Source organism: Fictibacillus sp. KU28468 (assembly GCF_026153615.1).
Lineage (GTDB): Bacteria > Bacillota > Bacilli > Bacillales > Fictibacillaceae > Fictibacillus_C > Fictibacillus_C marinisediminis.
Genome location: NZ_CP110666.1, coordinates 369,744 through 387,852 on the forward strand (window position 1 = coordinate 369,744; position 18,109 = coordinate 387,852).

The 18,109-nt window shown below is 47.1% G+C and carries 14 protein-coding genes; 7 read left to right on the forward strand and 7 right to left on the reverse strand.

Features of this window, described 5'->3' with window-relative positions:
• Window positions 1-2 precede the first annotated feature (2 nt).
• Window positions 3-1,115, forward strand: a complete 1,113-nt coding sequence (locus OKX00_RS01915) for a GerAB/ArcD/ProY family transporter (protein ID WP_265409181.1) — start codon at window positions 3-5, stop codon at window positions 1,113-1,115.
• Between the two features lie 92 nt (window positions 1,116-1,207).
• Here the strand turns inward: OKX00_RS01915 and OKX00_RS01920 are convergent, their stop codons facing one another.
• Genes OKX00_RS01920 through OKX00_RS01930 form a run of 3 tightly spaced genes read right to left on the reverse strand, consistent with a single transcriptional unit; the run spans window position 1,208 to window position 2,510 of the window.
• Window positions 1,208-1,732, reverse strand: coding sequence for an NAD(P)H-dependent oxidoreductase (locus tag OKX00_RS01920; protein ID WP_265409182.1), 525 nt, complete (start codon window positions 1,730-1,732; stop codon window positions 1,208-1,210).
• Window positions 1,733-1,754: 22 nt separating this feature from the next.
• Complete coding sequence (locus tag OKX00_RS01925) at window positions 1,755-2,015, reverse strand: Rossmann-fold NAD(P)-binding domain-containing protein (RefSeq protein WP_265409183.1); 261 nt, start codon at window positions 2,013-2,015, stop codon at window positions 1,755-1,757.
• A 54-nt stretch (window positions 2,016-2,069) separates the two neighbouring features.
• The gene (locus tag OKX00_RS01930; RefSeq protein ID WP_265409184.1) at window positions 2,070-2,510 is read right to left on the reverse strand and encodes a MarR family winged helix-turn-helix transcriptional regulator; all 441 of its coding nucleotides are present in this window, start codon (window positions 2,508-2,510) and stop codon (window positions 2,070-2,072) included.
• 236 nt (window positions 2,511-2,746) lie between these two features.
• Here OKX00_RS01930 and OKX00_RS01935 point away from each other — a divergent pair, with 236 nt between their 5' ends.
• Both OKX00_RS01935 and OKX00_RS01940 read left to right on the forward strand, forming a co-directional pair.
• A complete protein-coding gene (locus OKX00_RS01935) occupies window positions 2,747-3,085 on the forward strand; it encodes an SdpI family protein (RefSeq protein ID WP_082316093.1) in 339 nt (112 codons plus the stop codon).
• Between the two features lie 83 nt (window positions 3,086-3,168).
• The gene (locus OKX00_RS01940) at window positions 3,169-4,200 is read left to right on the forward strand and encodes a Gfo/Idh/MocA family protein (protein ID WP_265409185.1); all 1,032 of its coding nucleotides are present in this window, start codon (window positions 3,169-3,171) and stop codon (window positions 4,198-4,200) included.
• 187 nt (window positions 4,201-4,387) lie between these two features.
• On the opposite strand, the gene OKX00_RS01945 is transcribed toward OKX00_RS01940, so the two are convergent.
• From OKX00_RS01945 to coxB, 3 genes are read right to left on the reverse strand one after another with little or no spacing between them, the layout of a single operon-like run.
• A complete protein-coding gene (locus OKX00_RS01945) occupies window positions 4,388-4,993 on the reverse strand; it encodes a cytochrome c oxidase subunit 3 (RefSeq protein ID WP_265409186.1) in 606 nt (201 codons plus the stop codon).
• Entirely contained in the window at window positions 4,994-6,946 is a 1,953-nt protein-coding gene (locus tag OKX00_RS01950; RefSeq protein WP_265409187.1) for a cytochrome c oxidase subunit I, read from the reverse strand. It lies immediately after the preceding gene.
• Between the two features lie 27 nt (window positions 6,947-6,973).
• Window positions 6,974-7,969, reverse strand: coding sequence for a cytochrome c oxidase subunit II (gene coxB / locus OKX00_RS01955; protein WP_265409188.1), 996 nt, complete (start codon window positions 7,967-7,969; stop codon window positions 6,974-6,976).
• A 613-nt stretch (window positions 7,970-8,582) separates the two neighbouring features.
• On the opposite strand from coxB, the gene fdhF reads away from it, so the two are divergent.
• The 3 genes from fdhF (at window position 8,583) to OKX00_RS01970 (ending at window position 13,575) form a co-directional block, all read left to right on the forward strand.
• Window positions 8,583-11,528, forward strand: coding sequence for a formate dehydrogenase subunit alpha (fdhF, locus tag OKX00_RS01960; RefSeq protein ID WP_265409189.1), 2,946 nt, complete (start codon window positions 8,583-8,585; stop codon window positions 11,526-11,528).
• Complete coding sequence (locus tag OKX00_RS01965) at window positions 11,521-12,018, forward strand: helical membrane plugin domain-containing protein (RefSeq protein WP_062237135.1); 498 nt, start codon at window positions 11,521-11,523, stop codon at window positions 12,016-12,018. Before fdhF ends, OKX00_RS01965 begins: the two co-directional genes overlap by 8 nt.
• Before the next feature lie 255 nt (window positions 12,019-12,273).
• Window positions 12,274-13,575 carry a S8 family peptidase gene (locus tag OKX00_RS01970; protein WP_265409190.1) on the forward strand — a complete coding sequence of 434 codons (1,302 nt, stop codon included), beginning with the start codon at window positions 12,274-12,276 and terminating at the stop codon, window positions 13,573-13,575.
• Window positions 13,576-14,110: 535 nt separating this feature from the next.
• Here OKX00_RS01970 and OKX00_RS01975 read toward each other — a convergent pair.
• Window positions 14,111-14,860, reverse strand: a complete 750-nt coding sequence (locus OKX00_RS01975; RefSeq protein ID WP_062237137.1) for a sulfite exporter TauE/SafE family protein — start codon at window positions 14,858-14,860, stop codon at window positions 14,111-14,113.
• Window positions 14,861-15,202: 342 nt separating this feature from the next.
• Between OKX00_RS01975 and OKX00_RS01980 the strand changes: the two genes are divergently transcribed.
• On the forward strand, window positions 15,203-17,905 hold the full coding sequence (locus OKX00_RS01980) for a S8 family peptidase (protein WP_265409191.1): 2,703 nt from the start codon (window positions 15,203-15,205) through the stop codon (window positions 17,903-17,905).
• Window positions 17,906-18,109 lie beyond the last annotated feature (204 nt).

The following is an 18,109-nucleotide window of genomic DNA, read 5'->3' on the forward strand; positions in this document are numbered from 1 at the left end:
CAATGGAAAAAGCAAGAATAACACCATATCAGCTGTTTGCCCTCATTCTATTATTTGAGCTGGGCAGTGCCCTGCTTGTAGCGGTGGGGATCGAAGCCAAGCAGGATGCGTGGATCGTTATCCTGCTTGGGATGCTTGGGGGATTAGGGCTTTTTTTCATCTGTTACCGGCTGTATTGTTTTTACCCGGACATGCTGCCGACAGAATACCTTCAAAAGGTTGTAGGCAAAGGAATCGGGCGTCCGATTGCCTATTTGTACATGCTGTATAACCTTTATATCGCGGGAAGGGTCTTGCGGGATTTTGGCACCATGCTGCTGACATTTGCTTACTTTGAAACACCCCTTTTTATCACCAACACCTTAATGATCCTGGTCATTATCTATACCGTCTCAAAAGGAATTGAAGTATTGGGGAGAACAGGAGAACTCTTTTTGGTCTTCATTTATTTGTTGGCAGGATCTGGTGTGATCCTCGTATTATTCTCTGGAGTAATTGATATCCACAACCTGCAGCCTGTGCTAGAAAACGGCTGGAAGCCGATTATTAAAACCACCCTAAAAGAGTCCCTGTATTTTCCCTTTGGAGAACTCCTTGTGTTTACGATGATTATTCCTTATGTGGAGGATGCCAAAAAGCTGAGGAACGCCACTGTGCTTGCCACTGTGGTCAGTGGGCTGTCGTTGGCTCTGGTCATGATGTTCAATATCAGCATCCTTGGTGTGAGTCTTACAGCACTGTCTCAATTCCCTTTGCTGAGCACCATCCAAACCATCCATGTCGCTGATTTTTTGGAGCGCCTGGACGTCTATTTCATGATTGCTTTAGTCGTAGGAGGGTTTTTTAAGATAAGTCTCTTTTTGTACGTGGCTGTAATAGGGACAGCGAACCTCTTCAACGTAAAACCGGCTTCCAGGCTGAGTTATCCGCTCGGACTTGTTGTCCTGTTCATTTCCATGACAATGGCAAGCAACTATTCTGAGCATATTAAAGAAGGAATCGGGATCGTTCCGCTCCTATTGCATCTTCCTTTTCAATACATTTTCCCTATCATTGTCTTCATAGTGGCGTATTTTAAAAATAAGAATAAAAGTAAAAATCAAAAGGCAAACTAAAAAAACGAAAAAGCGGTGCCTGGCACCAAAAAATGAATATAAAAAAATGGAGATTTCTTTCTGCAAGAAGAAATCTCCATTTTTTTATACTATTAAAACTGGGTTTTAATTTGAGCTGCCAACGCTTCAGCGCTTTCTTTCACTTTCGCTTCATTTAACATGCGGACGCCCTGTACTTTGAAAGCAGGCAGGTAACGCATGCCAGTCAGGTTGGCAGTCGCCTGGAACGGCTTCAGCAGTTCACTAAGGCTGTAGTTGTTGTAGCCTCCTGCTTGATACGCTTCTTCCGGTCCGCCGGTTGAGATCGCAAGCATGAATTCCTTGCCGTGCAATTTAGTGCCTTCAGCGCCGTAAGCCCATCCGTAAGTCAACACAACATCCTGCCATTCTTTTAATAAAGCAGGGCTGCTGTACCAGTAGAGCGGGAATTGGAAGACGATGCGGTCATGCGCCAGCAAAAGCTCTTGTTCACGCTCCATGTCAATCTTTCCATCTGGATAGGCAGCATATAATTCATGAACTGTTACCTCCTCTTCGTCACGAAGACGATTCATCCATGTTTTGTTTACAAGTGATCCTTCCATATTTGGGTGAGCGGCAATAACTAAAGTTTTCATTTGATTTCCCCCTGGGGTTTTTTTATTTTCCTTCAAAAGCGACTTCTGTCTCAGAGCGCTCTTGGTTCATCGTGTAAAAAGTAGCTGCGATATGTTCTGGTGAAAACGGTGTTCCTTTTTTAACAAACCCTTTAACCGTCAAGGTTCCAACATAGATGCCTTTATCACTTAATTCTTGGCTTAGGCTGTACGCCAGGTTTCGGATCCCCGCTTTTCCAAAGGCCAGAGAGGCATAATCCGCGTATGGATCAAGCGCCAGCCCGCCGCCCACCTTTTTAGTCATCCATCCAACCTCCTTGAAAAATATTTGTATATACAAATGAACAGGTAAAAATTTTTAATGCAATTCTTCGAGTTTGTTGCTCGCATCGTGAAGCCTTTTGCTTAAATCCAGGCTGAAGTCTTTGCCCAGCACTTCAGAATAGCTGGCAAACATCTCTTTTAACGAAGTGCGGAAACGATCGTAGACCTTTTCCCCTTCTTCCGTCAGCGAAATATGCGTTTCTTTGCCGTCAACCTTTCTGTTTACGAGCATTTGTTTTTCGAGCTTATCGATAAACCTCGTGCTTGTGGATGGAGCGATCGACAGCTTGCTGCACAGCTCTTTCTGGGTGATCTCCGGGTTAAATTTCACAATCATGATCATGTACAAATAAGAGGGAGCGAGATCTCCGCCGTCCAGCGTTTTTTCGGCCAGCTTTGTAATGTTCCGTGCAAAACGGCTGGCAGTAAAATATAAACAATGCATCAGTACTTGTTCTTCTTCGGTCACGGTCATCCATCCCCTTTCATTTGCATATACAAATTAAGGGCGTCATCCTTTCTTATCGGGTGGGAAATATGGGTTTACCCGCCGTTTTGCAGTGTTTACCCGCTGAAACGACAGATTTACCCGCCAAAACTGGATTACGTAAACTAGCGACCCATCACCCCTACGCTCAAACAACAAGCAAAAAAAAAGAAGCATTATTGATGAACATATGGTATTTTTAGGGAAAAAGAAAAGGGGAGAAGATGATGATGGCCAACCTGCTGTTCAGTCTTCTGATTGGTGTAATCTTTGTTTTAGCTGGAATTATCATGAAAGTGAAGCCGCCGGCCAAAATCAATCCACTGTACGGCTATCGCACGTTCCGTTCCATGAAAAATGAGAAGCTCTGGAACGAGGCCAATACATACAGTGCGGGTCTTATGATGAAATACGGTGCAGCGATGGCTGTCATCGGCGGAGTACTCAGCCTGCTGATCAAAAACGAGCTGGCAGGGGTGTTTACCACAATGGGAGTGATGCTCCTGTTTATCATCCTCCTTTTCGTAAAAGTGGAGAAGTGGCTGAAGGAAATCGACCGGTAAAAATGGCCGCCAAGTTTTCAAGACTGCTTTATCGGGAAATAAGGGTCTTATACTAATCCATACATAAAAGGGAGCTGGAATAGATGATCAATGTGGCACTATTAAGCAAATGGCATGTTCATGCGAAGGATTACGCGAAGGAAGCAAGCGAGAACAAGGACATCAACATCAGCGTCGTTTGGGATGAAAACAGCGAACGGGGCGAACAGTGGGCTCAAGAACTTGGTGTGCCTTTTGAAACCGAGCTGGAAAAAGTGCTCTCCAATCCTTCCTTGCAGGGGGTCATTGTGACGACGCCAACGACCGCTCATACCGAGATCATCACTGCTGCTGCAAGGCATGGCAAGCACATTTTTACGGAAAAAGTGCTGGCTCCGACAGTGAAAGAGTGCGATGAAATCTTTTCAGCGGTGGAGGAGGCAGGCGTTCAGCTGATGGTTTCCTTGCCGAGGCTTACCGAACGCTTCTACCTTTACGCGCAAAAAATATTGGACGAGGGCTGTCTCGGGAATCTGACGTCGGTACGCTGCAGAGTGGCCCACCATGGTGCTGTTCCGACAGAAGAAAGCCAGCATGGCTGGCTGCCTGGGCAATTTTTCAACAAAGAAGAGGCAGGCGGCGGGGCACTCATCGATCTCGGGGCGCATCCGATCTATCTTTCCAACCGCTTAGGCGGAAAAGTAAAAGCGGTGACGGCACGCCTGCAGCAGACCAACCGCCATGACGTAGATGACAATGCAGTTGTCATCGTTGAGTTTGAATCAGGCGCGCTCGGAACCATTGAGACCGGATTCCTTTCCTACGGATGCCCGGATCAGCTCGAGCTTTACGGAACCGAAGGCACACTGCTGATCGAGAACCGCGAACCGAGAGAGCTGATCAGCGACCGTGTGGAAAAAGAAGGCGTCATCATGTCCGATCAGCTGCCAAAAGCATTGCCTTCAGCGATGGAGCAATGGGTGGCCGCGATTACGAACAATACGGCTCCTCCCATAACCAAAGAGGACATTCGTAATTTGACGCTAGTGAACGAGGCGGCTGCACTCTCTCATAAAGAAGGCAGGAGAGTCGAGCTTACTGAGATTGAAAAAAATTATTCTGCGATAACCAGGTAAAGTGCTGTTTTGAGTGATTGCGAGGGATAGAGTGACAAAGGCCGACCGCTAGTTTACCATAATTCCGGTTTGGCCAGTAATTTTCTCATTCTCGCCAGTAAACCTCTCACTTGCTTCCTCAACCCTCAATAAACAACGAAATGAACAAAAGCCCGACCCGCTTTTTCGCAGTGGGCCGGGCTTTTTTTTACAAAATCTCCCCTAATCCATAAAGCAGAATGAAAATAAACACCCAAACAGAATCGACGAAATGCCAGTAGATCCCAAACGAAGCAAAGCGGCCTCGGTTCGCTTCGGTATCACCTTTTGTCTTCACATGCATCAGCAGGAGACCCATCCACAAGACTCCAAACAGGACGTGGCAGCCGTGCAGTCCGACCAGCAGGTAATAGGAGGACACGAATGGACTTCGAGACAGCGTGTTTCCGTCACTCACATTCTGCAGAAACTCCAACACTTCTAAACTAAGGAACCCGAGAGCGAGCGCGGCAGTAATGGCTGCAAACACCATCGCTTTTCCCTTTTCTTTCATCCGCAGTGTTTCATCGGCAAAGTACCAGGTCAGGCTGCTGGACACGAGCAGGACAGTGGGAAGGATGATTTTTTTAAAATGAAAGAACTCATTAGGACCTGGCCCGTTACCCTGGTGATGCAGCATGACAAAATAGGCTGCAAACAAACAGCCGAAGACAACGGCTTCCGCACAAATGAAAAGAAACATCGCTGTCTTTCTTTGGGAATGATGTTCAACAACACTTTCGGCCGTCTCCTGCACCGTCGTCTCCATACCCATTTAACCTTCCTCCTTTCTGATGGCTTTCTCCAGCTGTTTGCTTGTGTAAAGCTTGATGTTCCGCTCAAAAGAAATCGACCGCCAGCCCATCAGCAAGAGAATTCCCACCGCTCCAATGACTGCAATCCACAGAACTTCAAAAATAAGCCCGAATGAAAGGGTGAAAAAACCGCCGCTGAGAAGGACAGGCAAGATGGTCGGTTTCTCTACAAAAATTTGACTCTCTTCTTTCGCAGAAGGAATCAGCGTTCCATCTCCCCGTTCTTTTTCATGCCAGAAGGCTTCAAGATCCCGGACGAGCGGGGCACGCGGCCAGCGCATGTGGGAGGAAGGCGAGGAAACTGCCCACTCCAGCGTCCGGCCGTTCCATGGATCAGCAACCCCTTTTTTCTCTTTCTTTCGGTAACTGAAGAAAAGATTCCAGGCAAAAAGCAGCACACTGATGCCCATTAAGTAGGCGCCCATCGTACTGATGAAATTGAGCTCAAACAAGCCGTCTTCGGGCAGGTAGGTAAAAGTTCTTCGCGGCATGCCCTTCAAGCCTGAAATGTGCATCGGAAAGAAGGTGACATGAAAGCCGATGATAAAGGTCCAGGCCTGCCATTTGCCGATCTTTTCATCCAAAATGTAACCGAACATTTTGGGCCACCAGTAATAGAATCCTGAAAAGGCCCCGAATATCGTGCCTGCGATCATCACGTAATGAAGGTGGGCAACGACAAAATAGGAATCATGATATTGATAGTCGGCAGGAACGACAGCCTGCATGACCCCAGTTACGCCCCCAATAACAAAGGATGGAATGAAGGCGAGAGAAAACAGCATGGCCGTCGAAAAGCGGATCGAGCCTCCCCTTAGGGTGAACAGCCAGTTAAAGATTTTAATCCCCGTTGGAACGGCGATCAGCATGGAGGTGATCCCAAACACGACATTGGCGAGCGGTCCAAGCCCTACCGTAAACATGTGATGAATCCAGACCATAAAGCTTAAAAAGCCGATGACGAGCATGGATAAGACCATGGAGGAATAGCCGAAGATTCGTTTGGAAGAAAAGGTGGCGATCACCTCTGAAAAAATACCGAATGCCGGCAGAATGACAATATAGACCTCCGGGTGGCCGAACGCCCAGAACAAGTGCTGCCAAAGTAAAGGGCTTCCGCTTCCTCCGTCATAAGCTTGAGTTCCGAACTGATTATCAAAAATAAGGATGATCAGGGCGGCGCTTAATGCGGGAAAAGCCAAAAGAATGAGAATCGAGGTAATGAGAGCGGACCACGTGAACAGAGGAATCTTCATGAAACCCATGCCGGGTGCCCTGTTCTTCAGGATCGTGACGATTAAATTGATGGCCGTCATGATCGTTCCAATTCCCGAGACCTGCAAGCCCATTGCATAAAAGGCTGTTCCATTTCCGGCAATATCCTTATCGACGGCAAGGGGGACGTACGAAGTCCAGCCAGCGGAAGGGGCACCTCCCAAAACAAAGCTCAAATTAATGAGAACACCGCCTATTACGAACAGCCACATGCTTAGGGAATTAAAGAAAGGGAACGCCATATCCCGTGTCCCGATCTGCAGTGGAACAGCGATGTTCATCAATCCGATCAGAAAAGGCATGGCGACAAAAAAGATCATGAGCGTACCATGGGTCGTCATGACTTGATTGTACTTTTCGCCATGAAAGACCCAGAAATGGAAGTCCGGAAAAGCGAGCTGGGTTCGCATGAGCATGGCATCAAGGCCGGCGCGCAGGAAAAATAGAAAACCAAAAGCGATATACAGAATCCCGATTTTACGATGATCGGTTGTCCGAATCAACATCCAGAGGGCTTTCCATTTTTTCGCGACGGTAAGAAAAACAAGTGCTGCGATCATCATGACGATGATTGAAAGGTCTGCCGCAATAATATCAGAAGCGAGTTTGATGTGTGTGTTGAAAAACGGTATCGACATGTTGGACCCCCTTCGTTACTGGATGACTCATTTTCTGAGTGTCTGCAGATAGTGGGAAAGCGCTGTGTAGTCGTGTTCGCTGAGCCCTTCAGGTTTCGGCATATGTGAGCCTGGTTTTACTTTTTCAGGATCCTTCAGCCACTGTTTGAGATTTGGCGGAGTATTTTTTAACACTCCTGCCACATGATCCCGGTCACCAAAGTCGGCCAGGTTGGGGCCTTTTTTGTCAGCACGGATTAATCCGCTTGTTGCATGGCAGCTTAAACAGTTCTTACCAAAGAGCTTTCTGCCTTCAGTCTCGTCAGCACTGAGCTTTTGGCCGCTGCTTTGGTCTTTTTTCATGTGATCCAGCCATTTTTCATAATCTTGTTTGCTGTCCACTTTAACGGTAAACCGCATGTAAGAATGGCCGGTCCCGCAAAATTCTGCACACTTCCCTTGATAGGTGCCGATTTTCTCTGGTGTGATGGCGAGTTTGTTTGTCCGTCCGGGAATGAGGTCCTGCTTGCCGCCAAGCTGCGGCACCCAGAACGAATGGATGACATCCTTGGAATGAAGTTCGAGGACCACGCCTTGATCCTTTGGAAGGTGGAGCTCCTGAGAGGTGATGACACCCACTCCCGGGTATTCGAATTTCCACCAGAATTCGCTGGCCGTTACCTTTATTTTCATGGCGTCAGAATTGTCTTTCTGTGCTTCACCAAATACACTCTTCACCATTGGAACGGCAAGTATGAAGAGGAGGATGAATGGAAGCACGGTCCACGTGATCTCCAGTTTTTTATTGCGGTTTTCCTGGCGGGGTAAGGGTTGATGGCCTGGCCTTGCTCTGTACTTATAGACAAACCAGATGAAGAGAGCAACAACGACAAAAATGACGATCATCATAATATAAATGCTCAGCTTAATTAAGGAGAGTTGTTCGTTTCCCTGGCTGCCTTTCGGATTCAGCACATCGATCGAGGAACAGCCTGATATAAAAAGAAGGCAGCAACTGCTGAACAAACACAAAATTTTTTTCATAGGAACTCCTTTCCGCTGAATGGAGACGGGATCTTAGATGCAGCAAAGAGTGGCAGGCAGCTGCCCATATGTAAACTTTCTTTTATGTGTTTAATCCCCTCTTTGCCCAGAATAAAACGTTGAACTCTTACATTGACGTTAATTATCATAATTTTTACGTTTAAATAGTTTATCGCGTTCGTTAATGAGGGAATTGAAACAAGGATAGGTGCAGACTAACCAATCCGGGAAGAGTGAGGTGAACCATCTGGCTTATCATTTTCCTTTGCATTTACTGCAATTTAATTCACTAGGTTAGTTATTTACATTTTATAATTTCATGATAAAAGTTTTGTAACCCTGTAAAAAGCGAGCATCCCGAAACAGTGATTCACTGTTTTCAGGAACAAAAATGTACTTACGTGATAGTCTTCAATGCCAAGTGGATTGTAGTGAAGGGTGCGAAACTCCAGCGGGACGAGCGTGACAGGTAAGACCCAAAGGCGCTTGCGCCGTGGGGCTTACCGCACGCCCCCGCGAAAGTAGGCGTATATGCCGGTAAAAGCGAGCCACCCAAAACGGAAATCCACTGCTCTCAAAAGCCACAAAAGCTATACAAAAAAGGAGGAGTTTCATGAAAAAAGAGGTTTCAGCCATTGTAAACGGAGAGCAGTACGAGGCAGATCAAGGACAGACGGTTCTTCAGCTCCTGCTTGATAAGAACATTGAAATTCCTCACGTCTGCTACCATGAAAGCCTGGGAAGCATCGAAACGTGCGATACGTGTGCCGTACTTGTAAACGGCGAGGTAAAAAGAGGCTGCGGGACGTTTTTGGAGGAAGGGATGGACATCAGGACGAGCACTCCTGAGGTGAAAGAAGCACAGTTCAATGCAATGGATAATATTCTGGAGAACCATGAACTGTATTGTACGGTCTGTGACAATAATAATGGAGATTGCACCCTTCATAACACGGTCAAAGATATGGGCCTCGAGCATCAGATTAAGGAATTTAAGCCGAAGGAATATGACATAGACCACGGACAGTTTTACCGGTATGACCCAGATCAGTGTATCCTGTGCGGTAGATGTGTGGAGGTGTGCCAGACGGTTGAGGTCAATGAAACCCTTTCGATTGACTGGGATCTCATGCAGCCGAGGGTTATTTGGGATGACAATGTACCGATTGAGGAATCCTCCTGTGTCAGCTGCGGACAATGTGTCACGGTCTGTCCGTGCAACGCCTTAATGGAGAACAGCATGCAGGGGCAAGCGGGTTTTCTGACGGATATCCGTCCTGATTATCTGCGTTCCATGATCGAAGTGACAAAGGAGGCGGAGACTGGTTTTGGCCCGCTGTTCGCCGTTTCAGACTCTGAAGCGAAGATGAGGGAAGACCGGATCGAAAAAACGAAGACCGTTTGTACTTACTGCGGAGTAGGCTGCAGCTTTGAGGTGTGGACAAAAGACCGGGAGATCCTGAAAATCGAACCGGTAGAGGAAGCTCCGGCCAACGGCATCTCCTCTTGCATCAAAGGGAAATTCGGCTGGGGCCATATCAACAGTGAGGCCCGCCTGACCCGGCCGCTCGTCCGTGACGGAGAATATTTTAAAGAAGTCGAATGGGACGAAGCGATCAGTCTGATCACGGAAAAGTTTAAAGAGATCAAAGAAAAACACGGACCGGATGCGCTGGCTTTCATTGCTTCTTCCAAAGCGACGAACGAGGAATCCTACCTGATCCAAAAGCTGGCCCGACAGGTCATCGGCACGAATAACATTGACAATTGCTCACGCTACTGCCAGTCTCCAGCTACGATGGGTCTTCAAAGGACCGTCGGCTATGGCGGTGACGCCGGTTCCATGAAGGACCTTGAAAACGCGGAGCTTGTCATCATAATCGGCTCCAATACAGCAGAAGCCCATCCCGTACTTGCTTCTAAAATCAAGCGTTCACATAAATTGTTCGGCCAGAAGCTGATCGTAGCCGATCTTCGCAAGCATGAGATGGCGGAGCGGGCCGATCTTTACATTCATCCGAATCCTGGGACAGACCTCGTATGGCTTTCCGCGGTCACGAAATACATCATCGACCAGGGATGGCATGATAAAGAATTTTTATCTGGAAAGGTGAACGGTTATGCAGAATATTTAGAAAGCCTGCAGCCTTTTACCCTTGGAATGGCGGAAGAAATCACCGGGATCTCTAAGGAGGTTCTGATCCAAACGGCAGAAGCAATCGCCGATTCAGATAAAACATGCATCTGCTGGGCGATGGGCGTGACCCAGCACCAAATCGGTTCTGATACATCGACCGCCATCTCCAATCTTTTGCTAGTGACAGGCAACTATGGCCGTCCGGGAACCGGAGCCTATCCGCTGCGCGGCCACAACAATGTGCAGGGTGCGAGTGATTTTGGAAGCATGCCTGACACACTCCCGGGTTATCAGAAGGTAACGGATGATGAAGTGATGGCGAAGTTTGAAAAAGCATGGGGCGTCGACCTGCCAAGAGAAAAAGGAATGGACAACCATGAGATGGTGCAGGGCATACATGACGGCAAGCTCAAAGCCCTGTACGTGACCGGCGAGGATATGGGTGTCGTTGATTCCAATATCAACTATGTGACCAATGCTTTTGAGAAGCTGGACTTTTTCGTCGTACAGGAAATGTTTTTAACGAATACCGCACAGTACGCGGATGTTGTTCTGCCAGCCTCTCCAAGCCTTGAAAAAGAAGGGACGTTTACGAATACAGAACGAAGGATTCAGCGCTTGTACCCGGCGTTAAGCCCGCTTGGCGAATCCAAGCCGGACTGGGAAATCTATTGTGAGATAGCAAAAGAAATGGGCTTTGACTGGAACTATTCTTCTCCTGCCGACATCATGGCGGAAGCAGCAAGCCTCGTGCCTATGTTTGCAGGTGTAAGCTACGAACGCCTCGAAGGATTCAAGAGCCTGCAATGGCCGGTCAGTGAGGATGGATCGGATACACCGCTTCTTTATACGGAAGGTTTTCATTTTGATGACGGAAAGGCAAGACTGCATCCTTTGGAATTCGTCCACCATTATCGTACGACGGAAGAACATAACTTTCATATTAATAACGGCCGGATCCTCGAGCATTTTCATGAAGGCAACATGACGTACCATACAGAAGGCATCCGCAAGAAAGTGCCGAACTCATGGATCGCTGTATCTGAAGAAGCCGCTGAAAAATATGGAATGGAAGAAGGCTCGACCATTCGGATGGAAAACCCTTCAGGTGAAACGGTAGCCCGTGTGCATGTTTCCCCTGAAGTGTTCGGAAACGAGATGTACCTGCCGCTTAATGACAACGGCAAGAGCGCCATCAACTATTTAACGAACAACGATACGGATAAAGATACGAACACCCCGGCTTACAAAGAGATTCCGGCAAAAGTGGAAGTACTGGAGAAGAAGGGCGATTCGCCGCTGCCTCTGTTCAATTACAGACGCGGGCACCGCAATCCCCAGCCGGGCGTGAACGTCCAGAAGAAGTGGGATCGAAAAGACTATATTTACCCTGGAAGCAAGGAGGTTAGACAAGATGGCTGAGCGGATCAAGGACATTAAACGCATGGAGATACCAAAGGAAAAAATACGAGAAGACAATCTGAACGAACTGCTGGATGCCTTGTCTGACAATAAGGAGGCGATGCTGGAGACGATCCGATTCTCCTCTTTGCTGCATGAGACCGGCAACATGTCCATGCTGAACGCGATGATCTCCCAACAGCAGCACATCATGGGGAACATTGCGTATGAAGCCAATCAAAAACCGAATTCTACCATCCTGCATAATGCCACCCGATTAATAGAATTGCTCGGCATGCTTGACCTTGAAGGCATCGACCATCTTACGGCTCGGTACACGAGAAAAGAGAAAGAAGAAGGTACAGAGGTGCCGGTTGTCAAAAATGTAGGGTTCTTCGGATTGCTGAAAGCACTGCGCGACCCTGAGATCAACCGCGGGATCTATATCCTTCTTCAGATTCTGCGCGGGCTCGGGCATGGACCGAAGGATAAGGCACCTTCTAAGAAGTAGATAACAAGCATAATTGAGGCAGCTCTTCCAAGGAGCTGTCCTTTTTATTGAAATTCATACTGTTGCTGAGATAACCCTTGAGGGCTTGTCATCACCGCTAAGCTTATGGATGGGACAAAGTCCCGTCTGGCGCTCTACTTACATAAGGGCGATTCTATCATTTTCGACAATCTTGTAAAAGCATGGACAAACACCGTTTCCCTTTCTGGCAGTTTTCATAGAATAGTACAACTTCTAAACAAAGGGGGAAAAACGGTGTTTGGTTTTTCTATGATAAAAATGGTTCGCCAGCATGCCAATAAGCTGGACCGGTCAATGCGTTTACAGCTCGTAAATTTATATCGGCCGTTTCAAAAAATTCCCTGTTTTCTTCATACCATGCTGGAAAATCGATTGAAAAAGAGAAATAAACTGCCGGTGATTATTGAGTTTTATGAAGAGGGTGACGCATGTTCTTTAGGACTGGAACAAGTTCATCAGACGGTTTCAGGCAATCGTAAGTGTGCCGTCCATCATCAGTTCACGAGTATTCCTTTTTGCTCTGCGACATTAACTGCCAATGTGATAGAGGAACTTTTAAATAATTGCACTCATATTAAGAAAATACACCATGACCGCGAAGTTAAAGCTTTGCTGGACAAGGCTTCACCCTCCATTCGGGCGGATGTCCTGAACTCATCCGGAGTTACCGGAAAAGGCGTGGCGATTGCGGTTGTTGATACGGGAGTCTATCCTCATGCCGACCTAAAAGAACGTATTGTAGCGTTCAAAGATTTAGTCAACCAGAAAACAGAAACCTATGATGATAACGGGCATGGTACACACTGTGCGGGGGATGCAGCAGGAAACGGCTATTTGTCAGATGGAAAATACAAGGGACCTGCGCCGGAAGCAAACATTGTCGGTGTAAAAGTGCTGAATAAGACGGGCTCTGGTTCTTTGTCCACCGTTATTGCGGGTGTGCAATGGTGCATTGATAATAAAGAGAAGTATGGGATTAGAATTATCTCCATGTCGCTTGGAAGCCAGGCGACTCAGCCGGCTGCTGAAGATCCTGTTGTAAAAATAGTAGAAGAAGCCTGGAAACAAGGGATCGTTGTCTGTATCGCTGCCGGCAACGAAGGACCAGATGAAAAAACGATTTCCAGTCCAGGAATCAGCCCGAAAGTCATTACGGTCGGCGCGATGGACGATCAAAATACGATTGAACGCACGGATGATATTCCTGCCGATTTTTCCAGCAGAGGTCCTACGATTGACGGAATAACAAAGCCAGACCTTCTGACCCCGGGCGTCAATATTGTTTCACTGCGTTCGCCGGGTTCTTACTTGGACAAGGTTTCTAAGAGCAGCCGTGTAGCCGAGAATTACTTCTCACTTTCCGGCACTTCCATGGCAACACCGATCTGTGCGGGTGTGGCAGCGCTCGTTCTCCAGCAAAATCCGGAACTGACGCCTGACGAAGTAAAAGAAAAGCTGCTTAATAGCGCTGAAGACTGGGGATTGCCGGGGAATACGCAAGGAAAAGGCTATCTCGATGTCAGCAAGTTAATATAGAAGAAGAAAGAGGGGGTTCCTTGAGGGCCGCCTCTTTTTTTGTGGGGTTGGGTGATAGGTTGCTGCGGAAATGAATGTGTCAAAACTTGTCGGATGGTGTCGCGTATAAACGGATCGATAATAAAATGGAGGTTTTCGATAATAAATCGTCATGGAGCTTTATTTCAGGGGTGAAATCTGGCGCTAACCTCTAGGAATCACAATCGCGTTAACAGCATTTCAGAAATATCCCTTCGCGTTGGAGCGATGAAGCATTGCAATCCTTTAAAATAAAAAATAGAGTGCGAGCAGCACTCTATTTTTTAGATTGGCGTGTATTTAGGGAAGATTGGATCGTAAAACGGGAAGATTCGCGCGTATTTTAACCCAACCGGCGTGTATTCCTGAAAAAAACTCACGAAGGCTTTCTAGATCCACTACGTTATCTCCCTGTTTCGCATGCTTTTTACGAATGCTAATCAAAAAAAGAGCGCTTAATTGAAGCAAAACGCTTCAAAAAAGCCCTCTACGGCACTTCGTTTCCCCATAAACCACGCTACTCAAACAAAATCAGCAGCGCAGCGACCACCGGCGTGGCAACCATTGCAGTCTTCAGCACGGGTTTCGGAGCAAACTTCGTCAGTTTGGCGCCAAGGTAAGCACCAGCCATCGTACCGGCCAGCACCTGAAACAGCAGCATTAAATCAAGATAGCCTTCCATAATGTACCCAAACCCGCCGCCAGCCGCGATCGGCAGAATAACGAGCATCGTTGTTCCGATCGATTGGCGGATGGACAGGCCGAACAGCAGCATGAGCCCAATCTGAATGAACGGGGCAGAACCGATGCCGAACGCTCCGGATAAAAGTCCGGTTGTCATACCGAGCAGAAGCGCTTTTACCAGCAAGGTAGGGTAGCCGAGTGTTTCATCGATGACTTCCTCCACTTTGCGCTTCATCATAAAGAAACGCAAAATAAACAAGATTGCTGACAGGAACAGCATGCCAGCTGTCAAATAATGCAGATGTTCACTGGGGATGAGGGAGGACAGCCTGGAACCGAAGAAAGCAGCAATGGCTCCAAATCCGCCTGTCCAAACGCCGGCCTTGAGCGATATGTTTCCTTCCCTCAAATGGCTGTAGGCTCCTGACAGTGTTGTAAAGGCCATGGCGGCAAGCGATGTGCCGAGCGCTGTATGGATGGGAATATGAAAAAGCACCAATATAGCGATGATAAAACCTGCTCCGCCGACGCCGACAAAACCGCAGATCAGTCCGATGACGAGCATGGTTAACGTAATAAACAAGAGGATCGTTTCCTTTCTTTGGCGGATCTTCCGTCATTCTTGTTATGATTCTTTATTTAACTAAAGCAAATTTTCCCATAAAAATCAATGAAAGGGGATTGAGCAGATCCCCAATGACGAGAATTGTAAATTTTTATAAAAAATATGGTTTGCTAGTTTTGGTAACAGAGTAGGAAATAATTACCATTTTACGGTAACTGAATCCGTTTACGTAGGCCGATAGAATGTTTTTCTGCTAATTTTAGAAGATTTTACCTATTAATCTGCTGAATGTGTTTAAATAGCGTTATGGGCGAAACAGGCCCTTTTCTTTTTTTGACCATAACCCAAGGAGGCATCGGAATGAGAATGAGAAAGACATCGAGTATGACAGCCTTATTGCTCATATTTGCGCTGATCGCAGGCATGTTTTCACCAGCGGCAGCACGTGTAGCGAAGGCAGAAGGCGGCTCGTCCCTTGAAAAAGCGGCACCGCTCGAAAAGGATCAAACGGTGGATGGAACGTTCGACCAGCCTGAACAAACACAATGGTACAAGATTACACCGAATCAAGAGGATATTCAAAAAGATTCTCATATGCGAATCTCATTAACTAGTGATGCAAATTTAAACATTTCCGTATATCCAAGCATAGAAAAAGCAGGAAATGATGAAACATTTAGCATGTATCGCGGCTTTACAACGACCGAAACACCTGATAAACCAGTAAAACTGGACGTGCCGTATGCATGGCAGGGACCTTATTACATAAAGGTGGAATACCTCGGTGAAGATACCGAAACACCTGAGGATCCACCGGCTTCTGCTGAGCCGAAAAAAGCAAATTACACGCTCGGCTATAAAGGCGAAAAACTTCCGCCATCCGTTGAGTCAGCCGGGGAAGAAGAATGCCCGGTAGAAATGAGTACCGGCCAGCAGAAATCTGGAAAAGCGCTTTTAACACAGCTTCGCCAGCTGCGTGACGGCTTGCTGTCAAAGACAGAGGAAGGCAGATCTCTTTCCTCCCTCTATTACAATACCGCACCATTCCTCGTAGTAAAGATGGTGTTCAGCAAGGATCTTCGCCAAGATGTGTACAACAATCTAGTAGCTCTAAAACCTTTATTTAATGAATTGGCAGAGAACGGTGCACAAAGCACGTATGTCCTCTCCAGCAAAGACCAGAACTCGATCAAGGAACTTTATGATATTGTGCTGAAAGCCTCTCCTGATGCTTATAAGGACGATATCGAAAAAATCGGCAAGCAGGTAGGCGTTTCTTCGCTTGCAGGCGAGAGACTTTCTGATCTTTTAGGAAAAGCAGAACTCGTTCCGCAAAGCACGAAAGAAATGTCCAGCAAGCTTATTGTTAAAATGAAAGACGGCTATACCAGCAAGTCAATAAACAACAAGCTTCAAACCTATGGCATCGAATCAGCTGCAAAATCGGCATTCAAATCCGAAGATAAAATTCTTGGCAGCATGTATGTGGTGAACGTGGATGGAGCAGATGATTCAGGCAAATACAGCGCCACATCAAAAAGTGGAGCAGCGTCAGTAAAAGCAGCAGCGGAAAAGCTTGCGAAGCTGCCGGGCGTAGAATTTGTTGAACCTGTTCAGCATTATCACTCCATGTCCAATGATGTTCAGTACAACGATCAATGGTCACTGAAGAATACAGGAAAAAATGAAGGTGCTGCAGGAGCAGACATCAATTTTGAACCGATGAAAAAGCTCGCAGATCAATCAAACCTGAACAGCACACTGATCGCGGTTGTTGATACCGGGGTAGATTATACCCTCGCTGATTTGAAAGACAAAGTACGTGCTGACCTCGGGAAAAATTTTGTCACATCTGGTGAGGCTCCATTGGATGACATGGGCCACGGTACTCACGTGTCCGGCATCATCGCTGCAGCCGCAGACAATGGCTACTCCATGGCAGGAATCAACCCGAACGCACAAATTCTTCCGGTCAAAGTTCTTGACGCTTCTGGCTCCGGGGATACCGAACAGATCGCAAAAGGAATTAAATACGCGGCAGATAAAGGGGCAAAGGTCATCAACCTTAGCCTTGGCGGCGAATACAGCCGTGTGCTTGAATATGCGATGAAATATGCTTCTGACAAAGGTGCGACCATTGTTGCAGCGACTGGAAACGACGGCGATTCCATGGTCGGCTATCCGGGTTCTTCAAAATACGCGATCGGTGTTGGCGCAACAAATGATATGGATGTTGTGACCGACTATTCCAACTATGGCAAAGGACTTGATCTCGTAGCACCCGGCTCCAACATTCCAAGTCTTGTGCCTAACGGAAACGTCACGTATATGTCAGGAACGTCCATGGCCACACCGCACGTTGCAGCGGTTGCAGGGCTCTTGCTGTCTGAGAACCCGCGCTTAAAAGCAAAAGATATTGAAAGAGTTCTAACACAGAGTGCGGATGACATTGCCTTTGGCGAAGTCGATAAGCCGGATGACCAATATGAAGAAGGACCAAAACCGGTTCCAGGCTATGATGAAGCATCAGGATGGGGAAGACTGGATGCGTTCAGTGCACTTAGTGCGGTTAAACTCAACGCAAAGGTGAACCCGGTTCTTGATAATCTGAACACCCTATCCGGCATCGCAGCGAAAGGCTCTAAAGTTACCGTGAAGAACGGCAAGAAAGTGCTTGGAAAAACAACGGTACCCGCGTTAGGAACGTTTGCCGTTAAAATTCCGGTTCAAAAAGCAGGCCAAGTGCTCCACGTTGAGATTGCCAACACTTCAGGATCTGAAAAAACAGCCCTGAAAGCAGTGGTAGGAAAAGCTCCGGCTCCTGATATGCCAAAAGTGGACAAAGTAACGACGAAATCCACCGCAGTAACGGGCCAAGCAGTAGCCAACGGAACGATCAAAGTGAAAGACAAAGCCAAAAAGGTCATCTCTTCAACAAAAGTAAGCGCAAAAGGAACCTTTAAAGCCAGCATCAAGAAACAAAAGAAAGGCACTGTCCTTTACGTAACCGTGACGGATGCCGCTAAACGCGAAAGCAAAGCCGTGAAAGTGACAGTGAATTAAGACAGACGAAGTGAAAACCACCCTGTTCCGCCTGGCGGCAAAGCAGGGTGGTTTTTTGTTCGGACGTTTGAGGGTGCCAGGCACCGCTTTTTGACATATGTCAAAAGCCGGTGCCTGGCACCACAAAAAAGAAAGTCGGCTCAATAGCTTTACGTAAACGTTTAAGATAAGATGAAGACAATAATAACTATAAAAGGGAATGAG

What these genes read in the sequence shown, in the direction of transcription:
- OKX00_RS01915 (WP_265409181.1), top strand. Translation starts at nt 3, where the DNA reads ATGGAAAAAGCAAGAATAACACCATATCAGCTGTTTGCCCTCATTCTA.
- OKX00_RS01920 (WP_265409182.1), bottom strand. Translation starts at nt 1,732, where the DNA reads ATGAAAACTTTAGTTATTGCCGCTCACCCAAATATGGAAGGATCACTT.
- OKX00_RS01925 (WP_265409183.1), bottom strand. Translation starts at nt 2,015, where the DNA reads ATGACTAAAAAGGTGGGCGGCGGGCTGGCGCTTGATCCATACGCGGAT.
- OKX00_RS01930 (WP_265409184.1), bottom strand. Translation starts at nt 2,510, where the DNA reads ATGACCGTGACCGAAGAAGAACAAGTACTGATGCATTGTTTATATTTT.
- OKX00_RS01935 (WP_082316093.1), top strand. Translation starts at nt 2,747, where the DNA reads ATGATGATGGCCAACCTGCTGTTCAGTCTTCTGATTGGTGTAATCTTT.
- OKX00_RS01940 (WP_265409185.1), top strand. Translation starts at nt 3,169, where the DNA reads ATGATCAATGTGGCACTATTAAGCAAATGGCATGTTCATGCGAAGGAT.
- OKX00_RS01945 (WP_265409186.1), bottom strand. Translation starts at nt 4,993, where the DNA reads ATGGGTATGGAGACGACGGTGCAGGAGACGGCCGAAAGTGTTGTTGAA.
- OKX00_RS01950 (WP_265409187.1), bottom strand. Translation starts at nt 6,946, where the DNA reads ATGTCGATACCGTTTTTCAACACACACATCAAACTCGCTTCTGATATT.
- coxB (WP_265409188.1), bottom strand. Translation starts at nt 7,969, where the DNA reads ATGAAAAAAATTTTGTGTTTGTTCAGCAGTTGCTGCCTTCTTTTTATA.
- fdhF (WP_265409189.1), top strand. Translation starts at nt 8,583, where the DNA reads ATGAAAAAAGAGGTTTCAGCCATTGTAAACGGAGAGCAGTACGAGGCA.
- OKX00_RS01965 (WP_062237135.1), top strand. Translation starts at nt 11,521, where the DNA reads ATGGCTGAGCGGATCAAGGACATTAAACGCATGGAGATACCAAAGGAA.
- OKX00_RS01980 (WP_265409191.1), top strand. Translation starts at nt 15,203, where the DNA reads ATGAGAATGAGAAAGACATCGAGTATGACAGCCTTATTGCTCATATTT.